17 protein-coding genes are annotated in these 21,170 nt (G+C 74.8%); 8 read left to right on the top strand and 9 right to left on the bottom strand.

Translation table 11 applies throughout. The features are described from left to right. Positions 1-188 precede the first annotated feature (188 nt). Both ACGF15_RS23770 and ACGF15_RS23765 read left to right on the top strand, forming a co-directional pair. Positions 189-1,184 (top strand): LysR family transcriptional regulator, encoded by a 996-nt coding sequence (locus tag ACGF15_RS23770; RefSeq protein WP_392801749.1) that lies wholly within the window; start codon positions 189-191, stop codon positions 1,182-1,184. A 213-nt stretch (positions 1,185-1,397) separates the two neighbouring features. Continuing rightward, positions 1,398-3,206 carry a glycoside hydrolase family 3 N-terminal domain-containing protein gene (locus tag ACGF15_RS23765; protein ID WP_392801746.1) on the top strand — a complete coding sequence of 603 codons (1,809 nt, stop codon included), beginning with the start codon at positions 1,398-1,400 and terminating at the stop codon, positions 3,204-3,206. A gap of 104 nt (positions 3,207-3,310) precedes the next feature. Here ACGF15_RS23765 and ACGF15_RS23760 read toward each other — a convergent pair whose 3' ends face one another. From ACGF15_RS23760 to ACGF15_RS23750, 3 genes are all read right to left on the bottom strand, one after another. After that, positions 3,311-4,732 carry a S28 family serine protease gene (locus ACGF15_RS23760; protein WP_392801743.1) on the bottom strand — a complete coding sequence of 474 codons (1,422 nt, stop codon included), beginning with the start codon at positions 4,730-4,732 and terminating at the stop codon, positions 3,311-3,313. Positions 4,733-4,935: 203 nt separating this feature from the next. Then, positions 4,936-5,409: a hypothetical protein gene (locus ACGF15_RS23755; RefSeq protein ID WP_392801740.1), complete on the bottom strand. Its 474-nt coding sequence runs from the start codon at positions 5,407-5,409 to the stop codon at positions 4,936-4,938. A 174-nt stretch (positions 5,410-5,583) separates the two neighbouring features. Next, entirely contained in the window at positions 5,584-9,351 is a 3,768-nt protein-coding gene (locus ACGF15_RS23750) for an ABC transporter ATP-binding protein (protein WP_345610900.1), read from the bottom strand. A 339-nt stretch (positions 9,352-9,690) separates the two neighbouring features. On the opposite strand from ACGF15_RS23750, the gene ACGF15_RS23745 reads away from it, so the two are divergent. Then, on the top strand, positions 9,691-10,125 hold the full coding sequence (locus tag ACGF15_RS23745; protein ID WP_392801737.1) for a hypothetical protein: 435 nt from the start codon (positions 9,691-9,693) through the stop codon (positions 10,123-10,125). Between the two features lie 206 nt (positions 10,126-10,331). Then, positions 10,332-10,742, top strand: coding sequence for a DUF4259 domain-containing protein (locus ACGF15_RS23740; RefSeq protein WP_392801734.1), 411 nt, complete (start codon positions 10,332-10,334; stop codon positions 10,740-10,742). A gap of 107 nt (positions 10,743-10,849) precedes the next feature. On the opposite strand, the gene ACGF15_RS23735 is transcribed toward ACGF15_RS23740, so the two are convergent. Together ACGF15_RS23735 and speB are read right to left on the bottom strand one after the other, a co-directional pair. After that, the gene (locus tag ACGF15_RS23735) at positions 10,850-12,532 is read right to left on the bottom strand and encodes a thiamine pyrophosphate-binding protein (protein ID WP_392801731.1); all 1,683 of its coding nucleotides are present in this window, start codon (positions 12,530-12,532) and stop codon (positions 10,850-10,852) included. Continuing rightward, entirely contained in the window at positions 12,529-13,500 is a 972-nt protein-coding gene (gene speB / locus ACGF15_RS23730; protein ID WP_345610912.1) for an agmatinase, read from the bottom strand. The genes ACGF15_RS23735 and speB overlap by 4 nt, the downstream gene beginning before the upstream one ends. A 267-nt stretch (positions 13,501-13,767) precedes the next feature. Here speB and ACGF15_RS23725 point away from each other — a divergent pair, with 267 nt between their 5' ends. Together ACGF15_RS23725 and ACGF15_RS23720 are read left to right on the top strand one after the other, a co-directional pair. Next, entirely contained in the window at positions 13,768-15,186 is a 1,419-nt protein-coding gene (locus ACGF15_RS23725) for a PucR family transcriptional regulator (protein ID WP_392801728.1), read from the top strand. 228 nt (positions 15,187-15,414) lie between these two features. Beyond that, positions 15,415-15,906 carry a hypothetical protein gene (locus ACGF15_RS23720; protein ID WP_392801724.1) on the top strand — a complete coding sequence of 164 codons (492 nt, stop codon included), beginning with the start codon at positions 15,415-15,417 and terminating at the stop codon, positions 15,904-15,906. 539 nt (positions 15,907-16,445) lie between these two features. Here ACGF15_RS23720 and ACGF15_RS23715 read toward each other — a convergent pair. The 4 genes from ACGF15_RS23715 to ACGF15_RS23700 form a co-directional block, all read right to left on the bottom strand. Next, on the bottom strand, positions 16,446-16,607 hold the full coding sequence (locus ACGF15_RS23715) for a hypothetical protein (protein WP_345610923.1): 162 nt from the start codon (positions 16,605-16,607) through the stop codon (positions 16,446-16,448). Further along, positions 16,604-17,104, bottom strand: coding sequence for an RloB family protein (locus ACGF15_RS23710; protein WP_392801721.1), 501 nt, complete (start codon positions 17,102-17,104; stop codon positions 16,604-16,606). Before ACGF15_RS23710 ends, ACGF15_RS23715 begins: the two co-directional genes overlap by 4 nt. Continuing rightward, positions 17,104-18,363, bottom strand: a complete 1,260-nt coding sequence (locus ACGF15_RS23705) for an ATP/GTP-binding protein (RefSeq protein ID WP_392801718.1) — start codon at positions 18,361-18,363, stop codon at positions 17,104-17,106. Before ACGF15_RS23705 ends, ACGF15_RS23710 begins: the two co-directional genes overlap by 1 nt. Before the next feature lie 161 nt (positions 18,364-18,524). Beyond that, positions 18,525-19,145, bottom strand: coding sequence for a DUF2867 domain-containing protein (locus ACGF15_RS23700; RefSeq protein WP_392801715.1), 621 nt, complete (start codon positions 19,143-19,145; stop codon positions 18,525-18,527). A 144-nt stretch (positions 19,146-19,289) separates the two neighbouring features. Between ACGF15_RS23700 and ACGF15_RS23695 the strand changes: the two genes are divergently transcribed. Together ACGF15_RS23695 and ACGF15_RS23690 are read left to right on the top strand one after the other, a co-directional pair. Then, the gene (locus ACGF15_RS23695; RefSeq protein WP_392801712.1) at positions 19,290-19,847 is read left to right on the top strand and encodes a TetR/AcrR family transcriptional regulator; all 558 of its coding nucleotides are present in this window, start codon (positions 19,290-19,292) and stop codon (positions 19,845-19,847) included. A 156-nt stretch (positions 19,848-20,003) separates the two neighbouring features. Continuing rightward, positions 20,004-21,161 carry an acyl-CoA dehydrogenase family protein gene (locus ACGF15_RS23690; protein WP_256523222.1) on the top strand — a complete coding sequence of 386 codons (1,158 nt, stop codon included), beginning with the start codon at positions 20,004-20,006 and terminating at the stop codon, positions 21,159-21,161. The last annotated feature ends 9 nt before the right edge of the window (positions 21,162-21,170 follow it).

Raw genomic sequence — 21,170 nt, 5'->3', positions numbered from 1 at the left:
CGGCGGCGGGGGTGGAGCGGAGCAGGGCGCGCGGTGCGGTGCCACGGGCGCGGAGGAGGACGGAACGCATGGCACCGAGCATCTCCGGCTCCGACCGTTCAGCACCAGCACGGAATCCTTCATGGTTGGATGAAGCAGAACTGATGGTTCGGCGGCGGGGCCGCCCATGGTGGAAGGGGTGTTCTCCGATGCTGGACCTGGGGCGTCTGCGTGCCCTGCACGCGGTCTCCGTCCACGGGACGGTGGGTGCGGCGGCCGCGGCGCTCGGCTACTCGCCCTCGGCGGTGTCCCAGCAGCTCGCCAAGCTGGAGCGGGAGACCCGCACCACCCTGCTGGAGCGCCAGGGCCGGGGCGTCCGCCTGACCGACGAGGCGCGGCAGCTCGTCGCCACGGCCGAGGAGCTGCTCGCCATCGTCGAGAAGGCGGAGGTGCTGCTGGAGGAGCGGCGCGGGCAGCCCGCGGGGCGCCTCGACATCGCCTGCTTCGCCAGTGCGGCCCGCGGCCTGATGCCGCCGGTGCTCGCGGACCTCGCCGCCCGCCACCCCTCCCTGGACGCCCGTCTCAGCGAGATCGACCCGCATCTGTCGGTGGACCTGGTGGCGCGCGGTGTGGTCGACCTCGCCGTCGCCCACGACTGGGACATCGCCCCCATGCCCCTGCCGCCCGGGGTCGAGCACGCGGACATCGGTGTGGACCTGTGCGATGTGCTGGTGCCCGCGTCCCATCCGCTGGCGGGGGCGGCAGCCGTGCGCCGCGAGGAACTCCGGGACGAGCGCTGGATCTCCCAGCCGCCGGGCACCGTGTGCCATGACTGGCTGACGCGGACCCTGCGGGCCACCGGGCGGGAGCCGCTGATCGCCCATCAGGCCGAGGAGATCCACACCCAGGTGGCCCTGGTCGCCGCGGGGCTCGGGATCGCCCTGGTGCCGCGGCTGGGACGGGGGGTGCTGCCGGCGGGTGCCAGGGCGGTGCGGCTGGAGCCGGTCCCGAGCAGACGGCTGCGGGCACTGTGGCGGGCGGGGGCGGCCCGAAGGCCCGCGATCACGGAGACCGTGCGCACACTCGGGCGGATATGGGCGCGCGTCGCGGCGCCGCCCGGCGCACCGGACGCGGAGGGGCCGGGGCGCGGACCGGACCCGGCGGGGCCGTCCCCGCACCGGTCGAGGACCCCGGCGCCGCCGTAGCCCCGGCCCCCGGGTGCGGCGGGGGCGCGGCTCCCGGGTGCGGCGGGGCGCGCGGCTCCCGGGACCGTACGGCGGAGTTCGGACACGGCTCGGGGCCGCGTCCTTGCACACCCCCGACCCGGCAGTTACTTTCCGGCTATCCGTGACACCTTGGCGGTTTCCTTCAACACCCTTGTGCCACACCTCTGTCGAGCAAGGCCGGAAGGAGCACTCGTGCACGACCGGAACCTCTCCCGACGCACCCTCCTCACCGCTTCCGCCCTCACCGCCTCCGCCCTGGCCGGGGCGCGGCCCGCGGCCGCCGCCTCCCGGCCGGACCGCCTGCGGCGGATCGTCGCGGGCATGAGCCCGGAGGAGAAGATCGGCCAGCTCTTCGTGATGCGGGTGTACGGCCACTCCGCCACCGACCCCGACCCGGCCGACGCCGAGGCCAACCTGGCGCGGTTCGGGGTGCGCACCGCCGCGGAGGTGGTCGAACGCTTCCACCTGGGCGGGATCATCTACTTCGCCTGGGCCAACAACACCCGCGACCCGCTGCAGATCGCCCGGCTGTCCAACGGCATCCAGCGCGCGGGGCTCGCCGGGCGCAGCCGCCTGCCGCTGCTGATCGCCACCGACCAGGAGCACGGCATCGTCGCCCGGATCGGCCGCCCGGCCACCCTGCTGCCCGGTGCGATGGCGCTCGGCGCGGGCGGGTCGCGCACCGACGCACGGCGGGCGGCGGGGATCGCCGCCGCGGAACTCGCCGCGATGGGCATCACGCAGAACTACGCCCCGGTCGCCGACGTGAACGTCGACCCGGGCAATCCGGTCATCGGCGTGCGGTCCTTCGGTGCGGACCCGCGGGCGGCGGCGCGCATGGTCGCCGCCCAGGTCTCGGGCCACCGGCGGACGGGGGTGGCCGCGACCGCCAAGCACTTCCCCGGCCACGGGGACACCACCGTCGACAGCCACACCGGCATCCCCGTCATCACCCACACCCGCGAGGAGTGGGGGGCCCTCGACGCCCCGCCGTTCCGGGCGGCGATCGCCGCGGGCATCGACGCCGTGATGACGGCGCACATCCAGTTCCCGGCGCTCGACCCGAGCAACGACCCCGCCACCCTCTCCCACCCGATCCTCACGGGCATCCTCCGTCAGGAACTGGGCTTCGAGGGCGTGGTGGTGACCGACGCGCTCACCATGCAGGGGGTGCGCGAGCAGTACGGCGACGACCGGGTGCCGGTGCTGGCCCTGCTGGCGGGTGCGGACCAGCTGCTCGACCCCCCGGACCCGGCGGTGGCCTGGCGGGGGGTGCGGGACGCCCTGGAATCCGGCGAGTTGAGCACCGCCCGGATCGATGAATCGATCCTGCGCATTCTGCGCCTGAAGGAGCGGCTGGGCCTCCTGCGCGACCCGTTCGTCCCCGAGCACGCGGTGGAGCGCCGCGTGGGCACCCGCTCCCACCTCGCGGCCGCCGACCGGATCGCCGAGGGGACCACCACCCTGCTCACCAACACCGGCGGGCTCCTGCCGCTCGGCCGCCGGCGCACTCCGCGGCTGCTCGTGGTCGGCGCCGACCCGGCCTCCCCCACCGGCACGACCGGCCCGCCCACCGGAGTGCTGGCCGCGGCCTTCGCCGAGGCCGGATTCGCCGCCGCGGCCCTGCCCACCGGCACCTCCCCCACGGCCGCCCGGATCGAGGAGGCCGTGGCCGCGGCCGCCGACCGCGACGTGGTGGTCGTGGGCACCTACAACGTGACGGCCGGGAGCCCGCAGCGCACCCTGGTGGCCCGGCTGGCCGCCACGGGTGTTCCGGTGGTGGCGCTGGCCCTGCGCAACCCCTACGACATCGCCCACCTGGACGGTGCGACGGCCGCCCTCGCCGCCTACTCCTGGACCGACGTCGAACTGCGCGCCGCGGTACGGGTGATCACCGGCGGCGTCCGCCCCCGGGGGCGCCTGCCGGTGCCGGTCCTGCGGGCGGACGACCCCGGGCGGATCCTCTTCCCGACCGGCCACGGGCTCTCCTACGGCCGCTGACACGGGCCGGGCGTCACGGGCCCCCGAGAGCGGGCAGGGGCCCCGCCCGCGGTACCGGCGCTCATGCGCCCCGCGGGCGGGGCCCCTCGATCGGGCCGACCGGCTCAGGGCCGCAGGGTGCGCGGCTCCTCCCGGTCGAGGAGGGCGTCCGGCCGGGCCAGCGGGGCCGCCTTCGACGGGTCCTCACGGACCGCCGCGGGCGCCACGCCCGCCCACCGCTGGATCGCCGCCGTGGCCTCGGCCCGCTCCCCGGCGGTCAGCCCCGCCACATCGGCCCCGTGGTTGGCGCCGGGGGCGGTGTAGACGTAGCTGTCGCGGGCGCCGCGGCCGAGTCGGAACCGCTCGGCTCCCCAGGGGTCGTTCTCCCCGTAGACGAACATCATCCGGGTGGCCCGGTGGCGCACCCAGCGGTCCACGTCGCGCATGGCCCGGGGCAGGAAGCGCATCGGGATGTCGCGCGGGACGAAGTTCCGCGGGGGCTGGTAGCCGTAGCGGCTGAGGCCCCTCAGGTGCGGCTGGGTGATGTCCGGCGATCCGAGCTCGGTGCCCGCCTGGTAGTAGTACGGCGTGTAGGTGGCCAGGTTCTGGTCGGAGAAGGCGGAGAAGCCGGAGACGGCGTCGATGCTGTCGAAGAGCTCTTGGTCGGAGGCGTACCGGGCCTCGGGGAGCGTCTCGCAGTCGGACAGCAGGCCGTACTGCCAGAAGGCCCACGCGTAGTCCAGCACCACCGCCTCGTAGGCGCGGTCGAGGGAGCCGACGGTCCGGAAGGTGTACCCGCCGTCCCGTGCGTGGGCGCGCAGGATGCGCTGCAGGGGCTCGCGGCGGACCAGCGCCTGGCGCTGCACCGCGTCCAGCCGTGCGCGGCACTCCGGGGTGCCGACCCGCTCGAAGAAGCGGTCGTAGGCCGAGTCCTCGTCGTTCACCGCGTCGTTGGGGGCCACGTAGGCGACCACGCCGTCCATGTCCCCCGGGTGGAAGCGCTCGTAGTAGGTGGCCGTCATGCCTCCCTTGGAGCCGCCGGTGGCGATCCACCTGGCGCGGTAGACGCGCTTGAGCGCCGTGAACACCCGGTGCTGGTCGGCGGCCGCCTGCCGGATGTCCAGCAGGGACCAGTCGGCCGGCTGGGGGCGCGAGGGGGTGAAGAACCGGTATTCCAGGGAGACCTGGTTGCCGTCGACGATGGTGGTCGGCTCGCTGCGCCGCGGCACCGTGGAGACGTTGTAGCCGGAGGTGTGGAAGACGGTGGGCCGCGAGGTGTCCTTGTGCAGCACGGTGAGGCGCTGCGCGAAGGTGCCCGCCCGCGGGTGCCGGTGGTCGACCGGCTGCCTGTAGTCGAGGACGAAGAAGCGGTAGCCGGGGTAGGGCTTCTCCTCGATGAGCCTCATCCCCGGGATCGCGAGGATCCGTTCCCTGATGTCGGTGCCGTCCGGGTCGGCGGCGGTGGCCGCCCCCGCCGTGCCCCCGGCCGCGCTCAGGGTGCCCAGGAGCACCACCAGCGACAGCATCCAACCGAGCGCCTTGCGCATTCGCCCTCCCCTGCGGATCCCCTGCCGGGATCATGTGGTCGCGGCGAACCTAGCGGCGCCGGGGCAGCCGGACCAGACCGCGCCGCTCCCCGCGGCGGATCTCGGCCGCGCCGACCGCCCGCCGGAGGCCGCCCGGGAGGGCTGCACGGGGCCCCGGGCGCGCGGCGGAGGCGTACCCGGCCCTCAGGGGCGGGGCCGGGCGCTCAGCACAGGATCCAGCCGGTCGAGCGGGTGACTCCGGAGACGGTCCCGGTGGCCCGGACGCAGCGCCCGAGGGGGCTGACGGTGACCGGTCCCGCATGTCGGCCGAAACGGCCCGCGTCGACCACCGCCCGCCCGCCGCGCGTCTGGAGGGACACGGACATGGCGCGCCGGGGGCCGGGGTTGCGTGCGAGGGTGACGGCGCAGACCTTCCCGCCGCCCCGGTACACCCGCAGTTCCCCCGTCGGGAAGGAGACCGAGTCGGCCACCCTCCCCGGGCAGGGCGAGGCCGCGTGCGCCTGCTGGAGCCCGGGGCCCGCCACCAGCGCCGCGGACGCCGCCGTGAGGACCGCCAGCCCGCGGGCCAGCACCCTCGCGGGCCGCGGGCGCCGGCGCCCCGGCAGCAGGGGCCGGGGCCGCCGGGGCCGTGTGCGCGGGGCCCCGGCGGCCCCGCGGTCTCCCGTGCCGTCCACCACGATCGTCTCCCCCTGGTCCGTCCTCGCCGCCGGTCGGTCCGCCCGGAGGCGGTCCCGCCCGTCCCGGTCGTCGCCCCGGTCCCGGCCGTCACGGCCCCCTCCCCGCATACGACGCAGCGGGAGGCCGGCCGGTTGCCCGACGCGGGCGCCGCGGGCGGGTGCGCCGCCCGCCCGTCACACGGTGACGGGCTCGTCCTCCCCTATGCCGGCGAAGGTCCGCCAGAGGGCGGCGTAGTGGCCCCCGCTCGCCAGCAGCTCGTCGTGGGTGCCGTCCTCGGCGACCCGCCCGCGGTCCATCACCACCACGCGGTCGGCGCGGGCCGCCGTGGTGAGCCGGTGGGCGACCACCAGTGTGGTGCGCCGTCCGGCGAGCCGGTCCGTGGCCTGGTTCACCTGGGCCTCGGTGGCGAGGTCCAGCGCGGCCGTCGCCTCGTCGAGCAGCAGCACGTCCGGGTCCACCAGTTCGGCCCGGGCCAGCGCGATCAGCTGGCGCTGCCCCGCGGAGAGGTTGCGTCCGCGTTCGGACACCCGGTGGAGGTAGCCGCCGTCCAGGGTGGCGATCATCTCGTGGGCGCCGACCGCCCGGGCGGCCGCCTCGACCTCGGCGTCGCCCGCGCCCGGGCGGCCGTAGGCGATCGCGTCGCGCACCGTCCCGGCGAACAGGTACGCCTCCTGGGGGACGACGCCCAGGCGGTGCCGGTAGGCGGTGAGGTCCAGGTCCCGCAGGTCGGCGCCGTCGGCCGTCACCCGGCCCGAGGTGGGGTCGTAGAACCGGGCCACCAGCTTGACCAGCGTCGACTTGCCCGCGCCGGTCTCGCCGACGAAGGCCACCGTCTGACCGGCCGGGATGCGCAGGTCGATGCCCGAGAGTGCCTGCTCCCCGCCGTCCCCGGCCCCGTAGGCGAAGGACACGCCCTCGAAGGCGATGTCGCCGCGCAGGGCGCGCACCTCGCGGGGGTGGTCGGCGGGGGCCGTCGAGGTCGGCTCGCGCAGCAGTTCCTGCACCCGTCCGAGCGACACGGCGGCCTGCTGGTAGCCGTCGAAGACCTGGGAGAGCTGCTGCACCGGGGCGAAGAACAGCTCGATGTACAGCAGGTAGGCGACGAGCGCGCCGGCGGTCAGGGTGCCCGCCTCGATCCGGCCCGCGCCGACGATCAGCACCGACGCGGCGGCGACGGAGGACAGCAGCTGCACGAAGGGGAAGTACACCGAGATGAGCCACTGCCCGCGGACCCGGGCGCTGCGGTAGTGCTCGCTGCGGGAGGTGAAGCGGGCCAGTCCGTCCGCCTCCCGGCCGAAGGCCTGCACGATGCGCAGCCCGGACACGGACTCCTGGAGGTCGGCGTTGACCACGCTGATGCGCTCGCGGGCCAGCTCGTAGGCCTTCACGCTCTGGCGGCGGAACACATAGGTGCCGACCACCAGCACCGGGAGCGTCGCGAAGACGACCAGCGCCAGCTGCACGTCGATCACCAGCAGGGCCACCATGATCCCGAGGAAGGTGACCACCGAGACGAAGGCGGTGACCAGGCCGGTCTGCAGGAAGGTGGACAGCGCGTCCACGTCCGTGGTCATCCGGGTCATGATCCGGCCGGTGAGCTCGCGCTCGTAGTAGTCCAGCCCCAGCCGCTGGAGCTGGGAGAAGATCTTCAGCCGCAGGGAGTAGAGGACCCGTTCGCCGGTACGGCCGGTCATCCGGGTCTCGCCGATCTGGGCGGCCCACTGCACCAGCACCGTCACCAGGCCCAGCAGCGCCGCCGCCCACACGGCCCCGAGCGCAGCCCGCTCCACGCCCTCGTCGATGCCGTGCCGGATCAGCACGGGCAGCAGCAGGCCCATGCCCGCGTCGACCGCCACCAGGGCCAGGCTCACCAGCAGCGGCGCGCCGAAGCCCCGGAGCAGGGCGCGCAGGCGGCCGCCCTCGCCCGCCCGGCGCTCGGCCGGTTCGGGGCGCACGGCCCGTGCCTCGTCGATGTCCGGGGTGTCCTCGGCGGCGGGCAGGGCGGCCACCTGCGCCAGGAGTTCGGGGGTGGCTCCGGGCTCCGACCCGGCGCCGCCCGCGGAGGCGGGGGCCTCCTCGCGGACCCACAGATGCGGGGTGACGCCCCGCTCCGCGTCGAACTCGGCCTCCAGCTCGGCACGGACCGTGACGTCCTCCTCCGGCTCCGGGCGGTCGGGGGCCGGTGTGTGGCCCGGCGAGACGGCACCCAGCTCGTCGGGGTCGGTCAGCAGCCTGCGGTAGAGGGGTGAGCGCCGCTCCAGCTCCTCGTGGGTGCCGAGGTCGGCCAGGCGGCCGCGGTCGAGGACGGCGATGCGGTCGGCGAGGGCGAGCGTGGAGCGGCGGTGGGCTATCAGCAGGGTGGTGCGTCCGGCCATGACCTGCCGCAGCGCCTCGTGGATCTCGTGCTCGACCCGGGCGTCGACCGCGGAGGTGGCGTCGTCCAGGAGCAGCAGCCGGGGGTCGGCGAGGATCGCGCGGGCCAGGGCCACGCGCTGGCGCTGGCCGCCGGAGAGGGTCAGGCCGTGCTCCCCGACCGTGGTGTCGTAGCCCTCCGGCAGCTCGGCGATGAAGCGGTCGGCCTGGGCGGCGCGGGCGGCCGCCTCGACCTCGGCGTCGCTCGCGCCGGGGCGGCCGTAGGCGATGTTGGCGCGGACGGTGTCGGAGAAGAGGAAGCTGTCCTCGGGGACCAGGCCGATCGCGGCGCGCAGGGAGTCGAAGGTCAGCTCGCGCACGTCGTGGCCGCCCACCAGGACGGCGCCGTGCGTCACGTCGTAGAAGCGGGGCAGCAGCAGCGAGAGGGTCGACTTGCCGCTCCCGGAGGCGCCGACCACGGCCACGGTCTCACCGGGTGCGATCCGCAGCGAGAAGCCGTCGAGCACGGGCGTGCCGTCGGCGTAGGCGAAGCCCACCCCGTCGAACTCGACGCTCGCCGGGGCGTCTGCCGGCAGCTCCCTGGTGCCCTCGCGCATCGTCGGCTCGGTGTCGATCAGTTCCAGGACCCGCTCGACGCCGGCGCGCGCCTGCTGCCCGACGGTGAGCACCACGGCGAGCATCCGCACCGGGCCGACGAGCTGCGCGAGGTAGGTGGAGAAGGCGACGAAGGTGCCGAGCGTGATCTCGCCCCGGGTGGCCAGCCAGCCGCCGAGGGCGAGCATGGCGACCTGGCCGAGGGCGGGCACGGCCTGGAGGGCGGGGGTGTACCTCGCGTTCAGCCGGATGGTGCGCAGGCGGCCCGCGAACAGCTCGCGGCTCGCCTCGCGCACCTTGCCGGTCTCCTGCTCCTCCTGCCCGAAGCCCTTGACGACGCGGACGCCGCTGACCGCGCCGTCGACGACCCCGGCGACGGCCGCGGCCTTGTTCTGGGCGTACCAGGTGGCCGGGTGCAGCCGGGTGCGGCTGCGCCGGGCGATCGCCCACAGCGCGGGGGCCACGGCGACGGCCACCAGGGTCAGCGGCAGCGAGAGCCAGGCCATGATCGCCAGCGAGATGGCGAAGAGGAGGAAGTTGCCGATGGTCATCGGCAGCATGAAGAGCAGGCCCTGGATCAGCTGGAGGTCGCTGGTGGCCCGCCCGACGACCTGCCCGGTGGACAGCTCGTCCTGCCGCCGCCCGTCGAGCCGGGTGATCGTCCCGTACATCTCGGTGCGCAGGTCGTGCTGGACGTCGAGGGCGAGGCGGCCGCCGTAGTAGCGGCGGACGTAGGTCAGGACGTAGATCACGAGGGCGGCGGCGACCAGCAGGCCCGTCCACACCGCGAGCGAGCGCGTGCCCTCGCCGATCACGTCGTCGATGACGACCTTGGTGATCAGCGGCACCAGGGCCATGACCGCCATGCCGCCGAGCGAGGAGCCCAGCGCGAGCACCACGTTCCGCCGGTAACGCCACGCGTATCCGGCGAGCCGCCGCGCCCACCCCTGGTCCTGCTCCGACGCCGTCGCCACGTGGGCCTCCCCGTCGGTCCCGGGCTCCGCCGGGACCGCTCCTCGGTCCTGATCTTCCGGAAGGCTGCAACGCCCATGGAAGCGGATTTCATCCCTCCGCCGTGAATCCGGGCCCTGCGACCGAGGCGGATCGGCCGATGGTCGCAGGACCGGAGGCCGCGGTGTACTGACCGGTCAGTCCCCTGTCATGCGAACCATATGATCAGCCGGACCACGCGACCCTCACCGGTTGCTCGCATGGGACGAATGGACTGACGGAAAGCTGTGGATCATCAAGGGCGGGTCCCTGGTACGAAGCAACGAGTGACGGCATGTTTCCTTCGCCCCCTCGCTGCGGGGGTGCTTCTGCTGCAGGTGGTCTACGTGGTGGTGGCCGAGATCCTGCTGGCCGTCCTCCTCGAGGACACCTCCGCGCTCGACCACACGGAGTCACCGGCGGACGGCCGGCTGTGGCTCGTGCTCGCCGAGGTGGCGGTTGTTGTCCTGCTGCTCTCCGGAGCCCTGCTGCTGGCGGCCACCGGACGGGCGGGCCTGGGACAGCGGGTGCCCGGCGGGCTGCGGCGCGCCGTCCTCGGGGCCGTGGCACTGGTGGAGGGCGTGGTCGTCGCCGCGGTCCTGCTGAACATCACGCGGCAGGACTTCGGGCCCGACGTGGTCCTGAACGTGGCGATGGTCGTGCTCTCCGGCGCCGCGGGACTCCTCGCGGCTGCGGAGGCGGTCCGGACCCCGCTGCACACGCCCGACACGGACGGAAGGACCGCACCGGGGCGGTGAGAACCCGCGGTCTGCGGGGAGGCCCGCGGGCCTCCCCGCAGACCGCACCGCACCACCCGGGCCCTCCGGTGTTCCGAACTCGCCCTCGCACGCGTGGAACCCGGCGTCCGCCGGGGAGAGGAGACGGCGGGAGCATCAGCATCGATGTCAGTGGGTCCCCCCAGACTGGGGGACGTCATCACCGCAGCACGCGACGGGGGATCACCATGGGCACCTGGGACATCGGGCACTTCGACAACGACACCGCGGCCGACTTCTCGATCCGGCTGGACGGCGCGGCCGAGGAGGAGCGCGCGGGCGTGCTGCGCGAGGTGCTGCGGAGCACCGCGGACACCGCGGAGTACCTGGAGGGGGACGACGCCGCCCGGGCGGTCGCCGCGGCGGCGCTCGTCGCCGCGCAGTGCCCGGGCGGCGTGCCGGTGACCACGGCCTACGGGCCGGACAAGCCGCTCCCGCCGCTCCCGCAGGAGCTGCGCCCCCTCGCCGTGCGGGCCCTGGACCGGCTGGTGGGCGGGGATTCGGAGCTGGCGGCGCTGTGGGACGAGGGCGGCGAGGGGACGGAATGGCGCGAGGGCATAGCCCGGCTCCGCGCGGTGCTGGTCGCGGCTGGGGGCTGACGGGCGGGCGGACGCCCGCGGAGCGCCGTCCGGGTGTCGCGCACGGCCGCCCCGCGGGGGCGGCGGCAGAGGACCGCCTCGGCCCGGCGGTGCGCCCGGGCCGCCCGTCAGAGGTGCGTCGGGGCGAACATCTTCAGGACGGCCGGGAGGACGACCACCGAGGGCCCGGGGTCGGCGAGCGCCGCGGCCAGGTCCCCGGCCAGCGTCTCCGGGCTCGTGCGCACCGCGGGCACACCGAAGGACTCGGCCAGGGCGACGAAGTCGGGCCGGACCAGCTCGGTGCCCGTCGCCGCTCCGAAGGCGTCCGTCATGTACTCGCGCAGGATGCCGTAGCCGCCGTCGTCCACGATCAGCCAGGTGACGGGGAGGCCGTACTGGCGGGCCGTGGCGAGTTCCGCCAGCCCGTACATGGCCCCGCCGTCCCCGGAGACGGCGAGCACCGGGCGGGTGGGGTCCGCGGCGGCCGCGCCGAGGGCGGCGGGGAAGGCGTAGCCGAGACCGCCCGCGCCCTGCGCGGAGTGCATGGTGTTGGGCCGCCGGGCGTCGAAGGCGGACCAGGCCCAGTAGGCGAGGATCGTCATGTCCCAGAAGCCGGGCGCGTCGTCGGGCAGGGCCTCACGGACGGCGGCGAGCACCTGCTGCTCCAGGGTGAGGTCCTGCGCGTCGATCCGGGCGCGCACGGCGTCGAGGACCGCGCGCACCGAGGCGGCGGCGGCCGGGTCCCGCCGTTCGCCGACCGTCTCCAGCAGCGCCTGGAGGGCCGGGCGGGCGTCCGCATGGATGCCGATGCCCGGGTGGTTGGACTCCAGCTTCCCGAGGTCGGCCTCGATCTGCACCACCCGGCCCCGCGGGGCAAAGGTGTGGTAGTTCGAGGACAGTTCGCCGAGCCCGGAGCCGACCACGAGCAGGACGTCCGCCGACTCCAGGTAGTCGGTGGTGTGCCGGTCCTCCAGCCAGGACCGCAGCGACAGGGGGTGGTCCCAGGGGAAGGCGCCCTTGCCGCCGAAGGTGGTCACCACCGGCGCGTCCAGCTTCTCGGCGAGCGCGCGGAGCTTGCCGGAGGCGTCGGAGCGCACCACCCCGCCGCCCGCGACGATCACGGGGCGCCGTGCGTGCGTCAGCAGGTCGGCGGCGACGGCGGTCAGCTCCGGGCGCGGGGGCAGCGGCCCGGGCGTGGCGTCGGGGGCGGTGACCTGAGGCAGGATCGTCTCCGCGAGGAGCACGTCCTGGGGGATCTCGACCCATACCGGTCCGTGGGGTGCGCTGAGGGCCGACTGCCAGGCCGCCGCGATCGCGGACGGGATCTGGGAGGCGGTGCGCACCGTGTGCACGGACTTGACGATGTCGCGGAACGACGCCTGCTGGTCGCGGAGTTCGTGCAGATAGCCGTGGCGGCCTCCGCCGAGTCCGGCCACCGGCACCTGGCTGCCGACGGCCAGCACGGGCGCGGAGGCGGCCGCCGCCTCCTGCAGCGCGGCCAGCGACATCAGGGCACCGGGTCCGGTGGAGAGCAGCAGCGGGGCCGCCTCGCCGGTGATCCGGCCGTAGGCGTCGGCGGCGAAGCCCGCGCTGTTCTCCGTGCGCAGGCCCACGTAGCGCAGCGAGGAGCGGCGCAGGGCGTCGAACATCCCCAGCGCGTGCTGGCCGGGCAGCCCGAAGACCGTGGTGGCCCCGAGCCCCGCCAGGGTCTCGACCACGAGGTCCCCGCCGATCCGGCCGGGCGGCGGCGCGAGGGCCGCCGCCGTCTGCGCCGGGGTGGGGCGCAGGACCGGGTCGTGGTCGTGCGTCACCGCGCCGTCCCGGCCCCGGCGATCTGGCGGGCCATGATGGTGGTCAGCTCGTAGGCGGTGTGCGAGGCGGCGACGGCGGTGATCTCGGCGTGGTCGTAGGCGGGCGCCACCTCCACGACGTCGGCGGAGACCAGGTTGCAGGAGGCGAGGCCGCGCAGGATCTCCAGGAGCTCGCGCGAGGTCATGCCGCCGGCCTCGGGGGTGCCGGTGCCGGGGGCGTGCGCCGGGTCGAGGCAGTCGATGTCGATGGAGATGTACAGCGGCCGGTCGCCGATGCGCTGGCGGAGCTGGTCGGCGACCTCGTCGGCGCCGCGGCGGTAGACGTCGGCGGAGGTGACGATGCCGAAGCCCATCTTCTCGTCGTCGGTCAGGTCCTGCTTGCCGTAGAGGGGGCCGCGGGTGCCGACGTGGGAGAGGGCGGAGGTGTCGAGGATGCCCTCCTCCACGGCCCGGCGGAACGGGGTGCCGTGGGTGTACTCGGCGCCGAAGTAGGTGTCCCAGGTGTCGAGGTGGGCGTCGAAGTGGAGCAGGGCGACGGGCCCGTGCTTCCTGGCGACGGAGCGCAGCAGCGGCAGGGCGATGGTGTGGTCGCCGCCGAGGGTCATCATCCGGGCGCCGGTGGCCAGCAGGTCGTCCGCCGCGGCCTCGACGGTCTCGACGGCCTCGTTGATGTTGAACGGGTTGGCCGCGATGTCGCCCGCGTCGGCGACCTGGGCGAGTGCGAAGGGGGAGGCGTCCTGCGCCGGGTTGTAGGGGCGCAGCAGCCGGGAGGCCTCGCGGATGGCGTTGCCGCCGAAGCGGGCGCCGGGGCGGTAGGAGACGCCGGAGTCGAAGGGCACGCCCACGACGGCGACGTCGGCGCGCCCGACCTCGTCGAGGCGGGGAAGCCGGGCGAAGGTGGCGGGCCCGGCGTACCGCGGGATGCGGGAGGAGTCGATCGGGCCGCGCGGCTGCTCGGTGCTGCTCATCTGGTGGCTTCCTTAGGTTCCTGCGCCCCGTCGGACCGTCCGCCTTCGATCCTTGTGCCAGGTGATCGGCAGGCTTGTGGACGACGAGGTGCCTCTGTGTTGACTCTAGCGCTGCGCGGCGGCCGGCCGGGGCGGTGCTCCCGCCGTCCCGCCCCGGTGGGGTGCAGGGCTGCACTCGCGCGCCGAGCACCGACGGTAGGTGGCCGGAAGGCCCTGATGAAGTGTACGTTTCCTCCATCCAGGGCTTCCGTGATGGAGGAAACATCCATGCCCGAGGCCGATGCGCCGCCGCCCACTCCCCCGGTCCCGCTGACCACGCTGCTCGCGGACCGGGAACTCGGCCTGCGGCGCCTGGCCGGGCCGGACGCCTCGGAGGGCGCGGCGATCCGCATGGTGCACACCTCGGAGATGGCCGACCCCTTCCCCTACCTCCTCGGCGGCGAACTGCTGCTCAGCGCCGGGGTGCTGCTCGACGACGCCGACCGCTACGTGGCCCGGATCGTGGAGGCGGGGGCCGCCGCGCTCGGCTTCGGGGTGACACCGGTCCACGACACCGTGCCCTCCGCCCTCGTGGAGGCCTGCGACCGCCGCGGCCTGCCGCTGCTGGAGGTGCCCCCGCGCACCACGTTCACGGCGGTGGCGCGGGCGGTGTGGCGCCTGATGGCCGAGGCCCGCCACCACGAGCTGCAGCGGGTGGCCCGGGCCCAGCAGGGTCTGGCCGCGGCGGCGGCCCGGCCCGCTCCGGTACCCGCCGTGCTGCGCCGGCTGGCCCGGTACGTCCGGGGCAGCGCCGTGCTGCTCGACGGGGAGGGCTCCGTGGTGCACGCGGCGGGGCCCGAGCCCTCGGGGGCCGCGGCGGCCGCCCTGTCCCGGCTGGCCCGGGTGGTCGGCGGGCCGGGCCCGGGGCCCGCCTCCGCGACCGACCAGGCCGGCGACGACCATGTCGCGGCGTACCCGCTCGGCGGCGGCCGGGGCCTGGTCCTCGCGGTGGCCGCCCCGGCCCGGGAGGCGGGCGACCACACCATCGCCGGGGTCGCGGCGGTCCTGCTCTCCCTGCTCACCGCCCCGCACCTGGACACCGATGTCTCCGCGCGTTCGGGGGCGCTGATCCGGCTCCTGCTCGGCGCCGCCCCGGAGTCGGCCGCGCCGCTGCTCGGAGGCGGGCCGTGGACGGTGCTGCACGCCCGCTCCGCGGACACCACGCCCTTCGCGGCGGCCGCCCTGGGCGCGGCACTCGGCACCACGCTCCTGTCCCTGGAGGACGACGGCACCGTACGCCTCCTGCTCCCCGGCGGCCGGGAGCCCTCGGCCCGCCCGGGGTGGACGCTCGGCGCGAGCGCCCCCGCCGCACCGGAGGCCCTCCGGGAGGCGGACGCCCAGGCGGACCGCGCCCTGCGCCGCGCGGCGGCGACCCGGAGCGGGCTGGTCCGGCACCGCGAGCCGGGTCCGCTCACACCCGAGTCCGCCCGCGCGCTCCTCGCACCGCTGGCGGACGCCCCCGCCCTGGTGGAGACGCTGCGCACCTGGCTGTCCGTGCACGGCGGCTGGGACCGGACCGCGGCCGCCCTCGGCATCCACCGCAACACCGTCCGCCAGCGCATCGCCCGCTGCGCCTCCCTGCTGGGCGCGGACCTGGACGACGTGGACGTCCGCATGGAGCTCTGGTTCGCGCTGCGGCAGCGGTGAGGCGGGCGGCTGCGCCGCGGCAGCGGTGAGACGGCCGGGCGCGCTGCGGACGGGCGCGCCCGGCCCGCGCGGGCGTGGCACCGCGGCTCCGGCCCCCTGGCGGGCTCCGCCGCGGGCAGCCGGAGCCGGAGCCCCCGCCGCGGTTGCGCCGACGGCCCACCACCGAGGACCGGGAATCCTGTCGGCGAACGCCAACTCCCCTGCGTTCGCGTCATGTTGGAATGCCTCATGACCTCTCCCCAACGCGGCACCACGACCCCGGGCGGCCCCGAACCGGCCCTTGACCACCTCAGGGCGGAGATCGGGCGATTACGGCAGGAGGCAGTGCACCAGCGGCGCCTGGCGCACCGCCGGGCCGAACGGTGGAACACGGCGCACATCCTGCTCGGCTTCCCGGCCGCACTGCTGGCCGGAACCGCGGGGGCCGCGGGGCTCTCCTCCGCGGACGCCCGCGTCCCGGCGGCCCTGATCGCCCTGGCCTCGGCCGGGTTCGCGGCGGGCGCGGGGTTCCTGCGCGGCGACGTCCGCTGCCAGGCCAACAAGCGGGCGCGCGGCGCCTGGGGGGCGGTGGAGGACGCGGCGACGCTGGCGCTCTCCCGGCCGCACCCGTCCACCGACGACCTCGCCGCCTTGTTTCCGCTGCGCCAGGCCGCCCTGGCGGCCTACGACGCGGGGGACGCGCAGCCCTCCGGGGGCCTGCCCGCCGTGCCGCCCGGCTGAGACGGGGCGCGGGGGCGCGGACGACGGACGGGGCGCAGGGCCGCGAGCACGCCGCGCAGCCGGTACCGGCGAGGGCCGGCGGGCGCCTCCCCCTGCCGAATCCACACCCCCAGGGCCGGAACTGCGCCGGTGCGCCGGTTTCAGTGGCCGGATGCGCCCTCCCGGGAGGTTCGGCACGCACCGCGCCCGCCGCCGGCCGGGCGCCCCGGCTCCGTGCGACGCGGTGCACCTCCTTCAGCGACTCCGCGAGGCGGGCGACGGCGTAGCGGAGCTGCTCGGGGGTGGCGGAGCGGTCGCTCAGCAGGTCGTGCGCCGGGGAGGTACGAGGTCGGTGCGCCATCGGCGGGCGATGACGCTGCTCGCCGCCCGGAGGCGTGAAGGCGCCCGTATCCGCGGCCAGAAAGGCATCCGCTGGGGCGGTCGGCTGGCACTCGCTCGCCCGGAATGACCCACGTCGCCTCTCGGATGGGACCATGACCAGGTGCCGGAGTCCGTTCACTCCTGCTCGGCAAGCGTGAACATGAACGGCCGTTTCGGGATCAGTACCCGGTGATCCTCAGGCCCTTCTCGACGAACTCGAACACATCGGTGTAGGGGTCACATAGGTCCTTGGCCCTCTGGGCGGGATGCTGCGCGTTGATCTTCTGCGCCCACTTCTTCGCCTGGGCGTAGCTGCCCTCGGGCAGTTCGTCCGCGCTCATGTGCTTGACTGCCCGGGGCTGCCGCTGAAGGGAAGCTGTCTGACCGCCTCCCCGCAGACGCCTCCGAAGCTGCCGTGGACGGGCTTGTGGTGGAGCAGTCGCCAGAGCTCGAAGCAGGGATGCGAGAAGGCGACCTCCACCCCTGCCTCCTTCGCCAGCTTGAAGGCGTCCGGGATCTGCTGGTGCTGGTCCCGGTCGAAGAGGCACCAGACCTCCGGCCAGAGCTTCTTGTCCAGCCCGGCCTTCTTCGCCGCCCGCGTCTCCTCGCGCAGCAGCCGAGCCGCCGCCTCGACGAGGGTGATCGGCTTGCGCTGCGATCCCGGCACGGTGGCGTTCGCGATGCGGACCTCGACACCGGTGTCGGCGGGCTTGCCGCGCACGATGTCGATGTACTGGGGCTCGGTCACCCGGCCCTCGGTGAAGACGTGGACGACCTTGTAGCGCCGCTGGCCCTTCTGTGCGGGCCCCAGCGAGTCCTTCCCCCTCGCGCGTGCCATCAGCCGCCGCTCCGCTCCGCTCTGCGGGCGCGTTCCCGCTCGTTCGCCGACAGCAGCCGCCGCGCGATCTGCCCTTCCAGCAGGGCGGGGACGGCGCCGAAGGCCCCCGCCAGGTACGACCTCATCAGGTCTTCGCCCTCCCCCGGTGAGGCGGCGGTCAACGGGTAGAGTTCGGTCGCGCCGTCCTCGTCCTTCTCGGTGAGCCACACCTGCGCGGGCTCCAGCAGACGGCCCCCGCTCGGCGTGGTGAGGACGGACGGGTCGTGCGAGGTGAAGACGAGCTGTGCGCCCCTGGCGTTGGCCTCGGGGTCGTGGAAGAGCCTGACCACCTCGGCCGCGAAGCGCGGGTGAAGACTGGCGTCGAGTTCGTCGACGAGCAGGACCGCCCCCTCGTCGAGAGCCAGCAGCAGGGGGCCGAGCAGGGCGAACCAGGATCGGGTGCCGTAGGACTCGTTCCGCCAGTCGAGGGCGACGTCCCCCGCGGCCGCCCGGTGGGTGAGGCGCACCTCCGGTCCCCCTCTGCTCCCCTCGACCGTCTCCGCTCCGGTGATGCCGAGGTCTGCGACCCGCAGCAGTTCGTTGATGCGGCGGGCGCGGGCGCCTGTGAGCTGGCGCATCGTGAAGGTCTCGCGTTCCTGGCGCTCGACCTCGGGGTCGATGAGCCACAGGTTCCGGCGGAACCAGTGGAACAGGGGGCTGAGCTGGGGGTGGTTGTCCGTGCCGGCAGTGGAGAGGACCAGCGCGTTCGGCCGGGTGCGCCGCTCCAGACCGGCGCGGTCCTTCACCCGGGCCCCGGGCCAGTCGTAGACCTTGGCGCGCGAGGCGTCGCGGTCGAGCCAGACCTGGCGGTGGCCGCGCGGGTAGCTGTGCAGCCACTCGCCCTCGACCCGCTCCGGGCCCAGTTCGAAGCCGTAGGTCCAGCGCACTCCGTCGAGGACCAGGTCCACCTCGTAGAAGCTCGGCTCCTCTTCGCCCTTGCCGTCCAGGGCGAAGGGGGCGCGGTCGGTGCCGTCGCAGGAGGCCCAGCGGGCGTAGGAGTTCTGCACCGCGCCGCTCATGTCGGTCATCGCGGCGAGCACGTTCGACTTGCCCGAGGCGTTCGCGCCGAAGATGCCCACCAGGGGGAGCACGCCCACGGCTCCGCCCGGCAGCTCGACGTGCCGCGCGGCGGGGCTGGGCTCGTCCTCGGACACGACGAACGTCAGCTCCTGCTCGTCGCGCAGTGACCGCACGTTGGCCGTGCGGAATCTCAGCAGCATGCCGACCCCTCTCCGCGGTCAGCGTACTGGCACACGGTGACACCAGCGTGCCCGGACGAACACCGTCCACGGGATCGCGGCGAGCCGGGTCGCCCCGGCCCCCGACGGCGCGGCACGACCGCACTCCCCCTACCCGCGACCGCCCTTCTAACCGCACACCCCTACCCGCGCCCCTCCCCCCGCAGTTGCTCCCGCGCCCGCCACTCGCGCTCGACGGTCCTCAGCAGGGCCGGGTAGACGAGGGCGTACCGGAAGGGCTTGATGGCGGCCATGTAGCAGCGGCCGAGCGGGCCGTTGGGCTTCGCCAGGACCGTCAGCTCGCCGCGGTGGCCGCCGCGGCCGTCCGGGACCCAGCCGAGGTGCAGCACGGCGTGGACGGTGCGGTTGGCGTTCTCGGCCGCCCACTCGTCGCGGGTGAGGTAGAGGGAGTCGAAGGAGATCGCGCCGCCGATGTCCGGGCCGCGTTCGCCGCTGCGCAGGTCCTCGGGGAGCCGCTGCCGCAGCGAGCGGACCCGGGCCCCCAGCCCGGCCTCGGGCGTGTCCCAGCGCAGCAGGCGGCCGAGCCCCGTGCGCACCGCGAACAGGGCGCGGAGCACCAGGGTCCGCCCCCGCCCGCGGCGGCCGCCGCGCCCGGAGCCGCCCGCGGCGAACTGCTCCACGAGGAAGCGCAGGTCGTCGGGGCCGCCGGGGGTGGCAAGGGGCCAGACGTCCTCCACCCGGAAGTCGGGGGCGATCTCGTGGATCCGCCAGGTCCGGGTGTGTGCGGACACGGGAAGCCTCATCACGGACTCCTGTCTATACGGTGCCGTATACATAGACGCTAGCACCGTCCGTACGGCACCGTATAGACGGGAGTCCGCCACCGGGCGGCACACCCGCCGGGACGGCAGGCGAGGACCGGCACCACGGACACGGAAGGAGCGGCCATGGCGGCGCCGCGCACGGCTCGCGAGGCCTGGGTCGAGGAGGGGCTCCGGGCGCTCGCCTCGGGAGGGCCGGGGGCGGTCCGCGTCGAGGTGCTCGCCCAGGCGCTCGGCGTGACCAAGGGCGGCTTCTACGGCTACTTCCGCAACCGGGACGCCCTCCTCGCCGAGATGCTGGACGCCTGGGAGAGGGAGGCGACCGACGCGATCATCGAGCGGGTGGAGGAGGCCGGGGGCGACCCGCGGGAGCGGCTGGGGCGCCTGTTCGCCCTCACGGCGCCCGCCCGGGGGGCGTCGGGCCCTCCGGACGTCGAACTCGCGGTCCGCGACTGGGCCCGCCGGGACGACGCGGTCGCCGGGCGGCTGCGCCGCGTGGACGAACGGCGGATGGAGTTCCTGCGCTCCCTCTACCGGCCGATCTGCGCCGACGAGGACGAGGTGGAGGTGCGGAGCCTGACGGCCTTCTCCCTGAGGATCGCCACCCCCCTGCTGGACGTCGGCCACGGCGGGCGCAGCCGGGCGGAGGTCATGGAGCTGGCCGCGCGCTGGCTGCTGCGGTGACGGGGGCGGCGCCCGGGCCGCCGGGACCCGCCGCCGCGAGGCGTGCGGCGCGTCACTCTGGACAGTTTCAACAACCGCCCGGTAACTTAGCCTGAGCAAGCGCTTAGACATGCGTCGGGGACATCCCGCACCGGCACCGTGAAGGAGGCGTCGACCGTGCGCCGTACCGTTTTCACCGAGGACCACGAGGCGTTCCGGGACACCATCCGCGCCTTCATCGAGGCCGAGGTCGTCCCCGTCTACGACGAGTGGTTCGCCGCGGGCCAGGCCCCGCGCGACTTCTACCACAAGCTCGGCGAACTGGGCATCTTCGGCATCAACGTGCCCGAGGAGTTCGGCGGCGCCGGTCTGGAGACGCACAAGTTCGAGGCGGTCCTCTACGAGGAGACCGCCCGCGCGGGCGTCCAGTTCGGCGGCTCCGGCGTGCACGTGCTGCTCGCCCTGCCGTACATCAAGATGCTCGCGACCGAGGAGCAGAAGAAGCGCTACCTGCCGAAGTTCGTCTCCGGCGAGGAGATGTGGGCGCTGGCGATGACCGAGCCCGGCACCGGCTCCGACCTCGCGGGGATGAAGACCACCGCCAGGCTCTCCGAGGACGGCACCCACTACGTCCTCAACGGCGCCAAGACCTTCATCACCGGCGGCGTCCACGCCGACCGCGTGATCGTGTGCGCCCGCACCGCCGCCCCGACCGCCGAGGACCGCCGCCACGGCATCTCGCTCTTCGCCGTCGACACCAAGGCCGAGGGCTACTCGGTCGGCCGCAAGCTGGACAAGCTGGGCCTGCGCACCTCCGACACCGCCGAACTCGCCTTCGTCGACGTCAAGGTCCCCGTGGAGGACCTGCTCGGCGAGGAGAACAAGGGCTTCCACTACCTCGGCCTGAACCTGCCCTCCGAGCGGTGGGGCATCGCCTTCGGCTCCTACGCCCAGGCCAAGGCCGCCGTCCGCTTCGCCAAGGAGTACGTGCAGGACCGCACGGTCTTCGGCAAGACGGTGGCCTCCTTCCAGAACACCAAGTTCGAACTGGCGGCCTGCCAGGCCGAGGTGGACGCGGCCGAGGCCGTCGCCGACCGCGCCCTGGAGGCCCTGGACGCGGGCGAGCTGACCGCCGCGGAGGCCGCCTCCGCCAAGCTGTTCTGCACCGAGGTCGCGCACCGGGTCATCGACCGCTGCCTCCAGCTGCACGGCGGCTACGGGTTCATGAACGAGTACCCGATCGCCCGCCTGTACGCGGACAACCGGGTCAACCGCATCTACGGCGGCACCAGCGAGGTCATGAAGATGATCATCGCCAAGGACATGGGCCTGTAGGTCGCACCC

The organism is Streptomyces sp. NPDC048001 (assembly GCF_043203115.1).
GTDB lineage: Bacteria > Actinomycetota > Actinomycetes > Streptomycetales > Streptomycetaceae > Streptomyces > Streptomyces sanyensis.
Note: the sequence above shows the minus strand (reverse complement) of the source record. Positions and strands in the feature narration are given on the sequence as shown.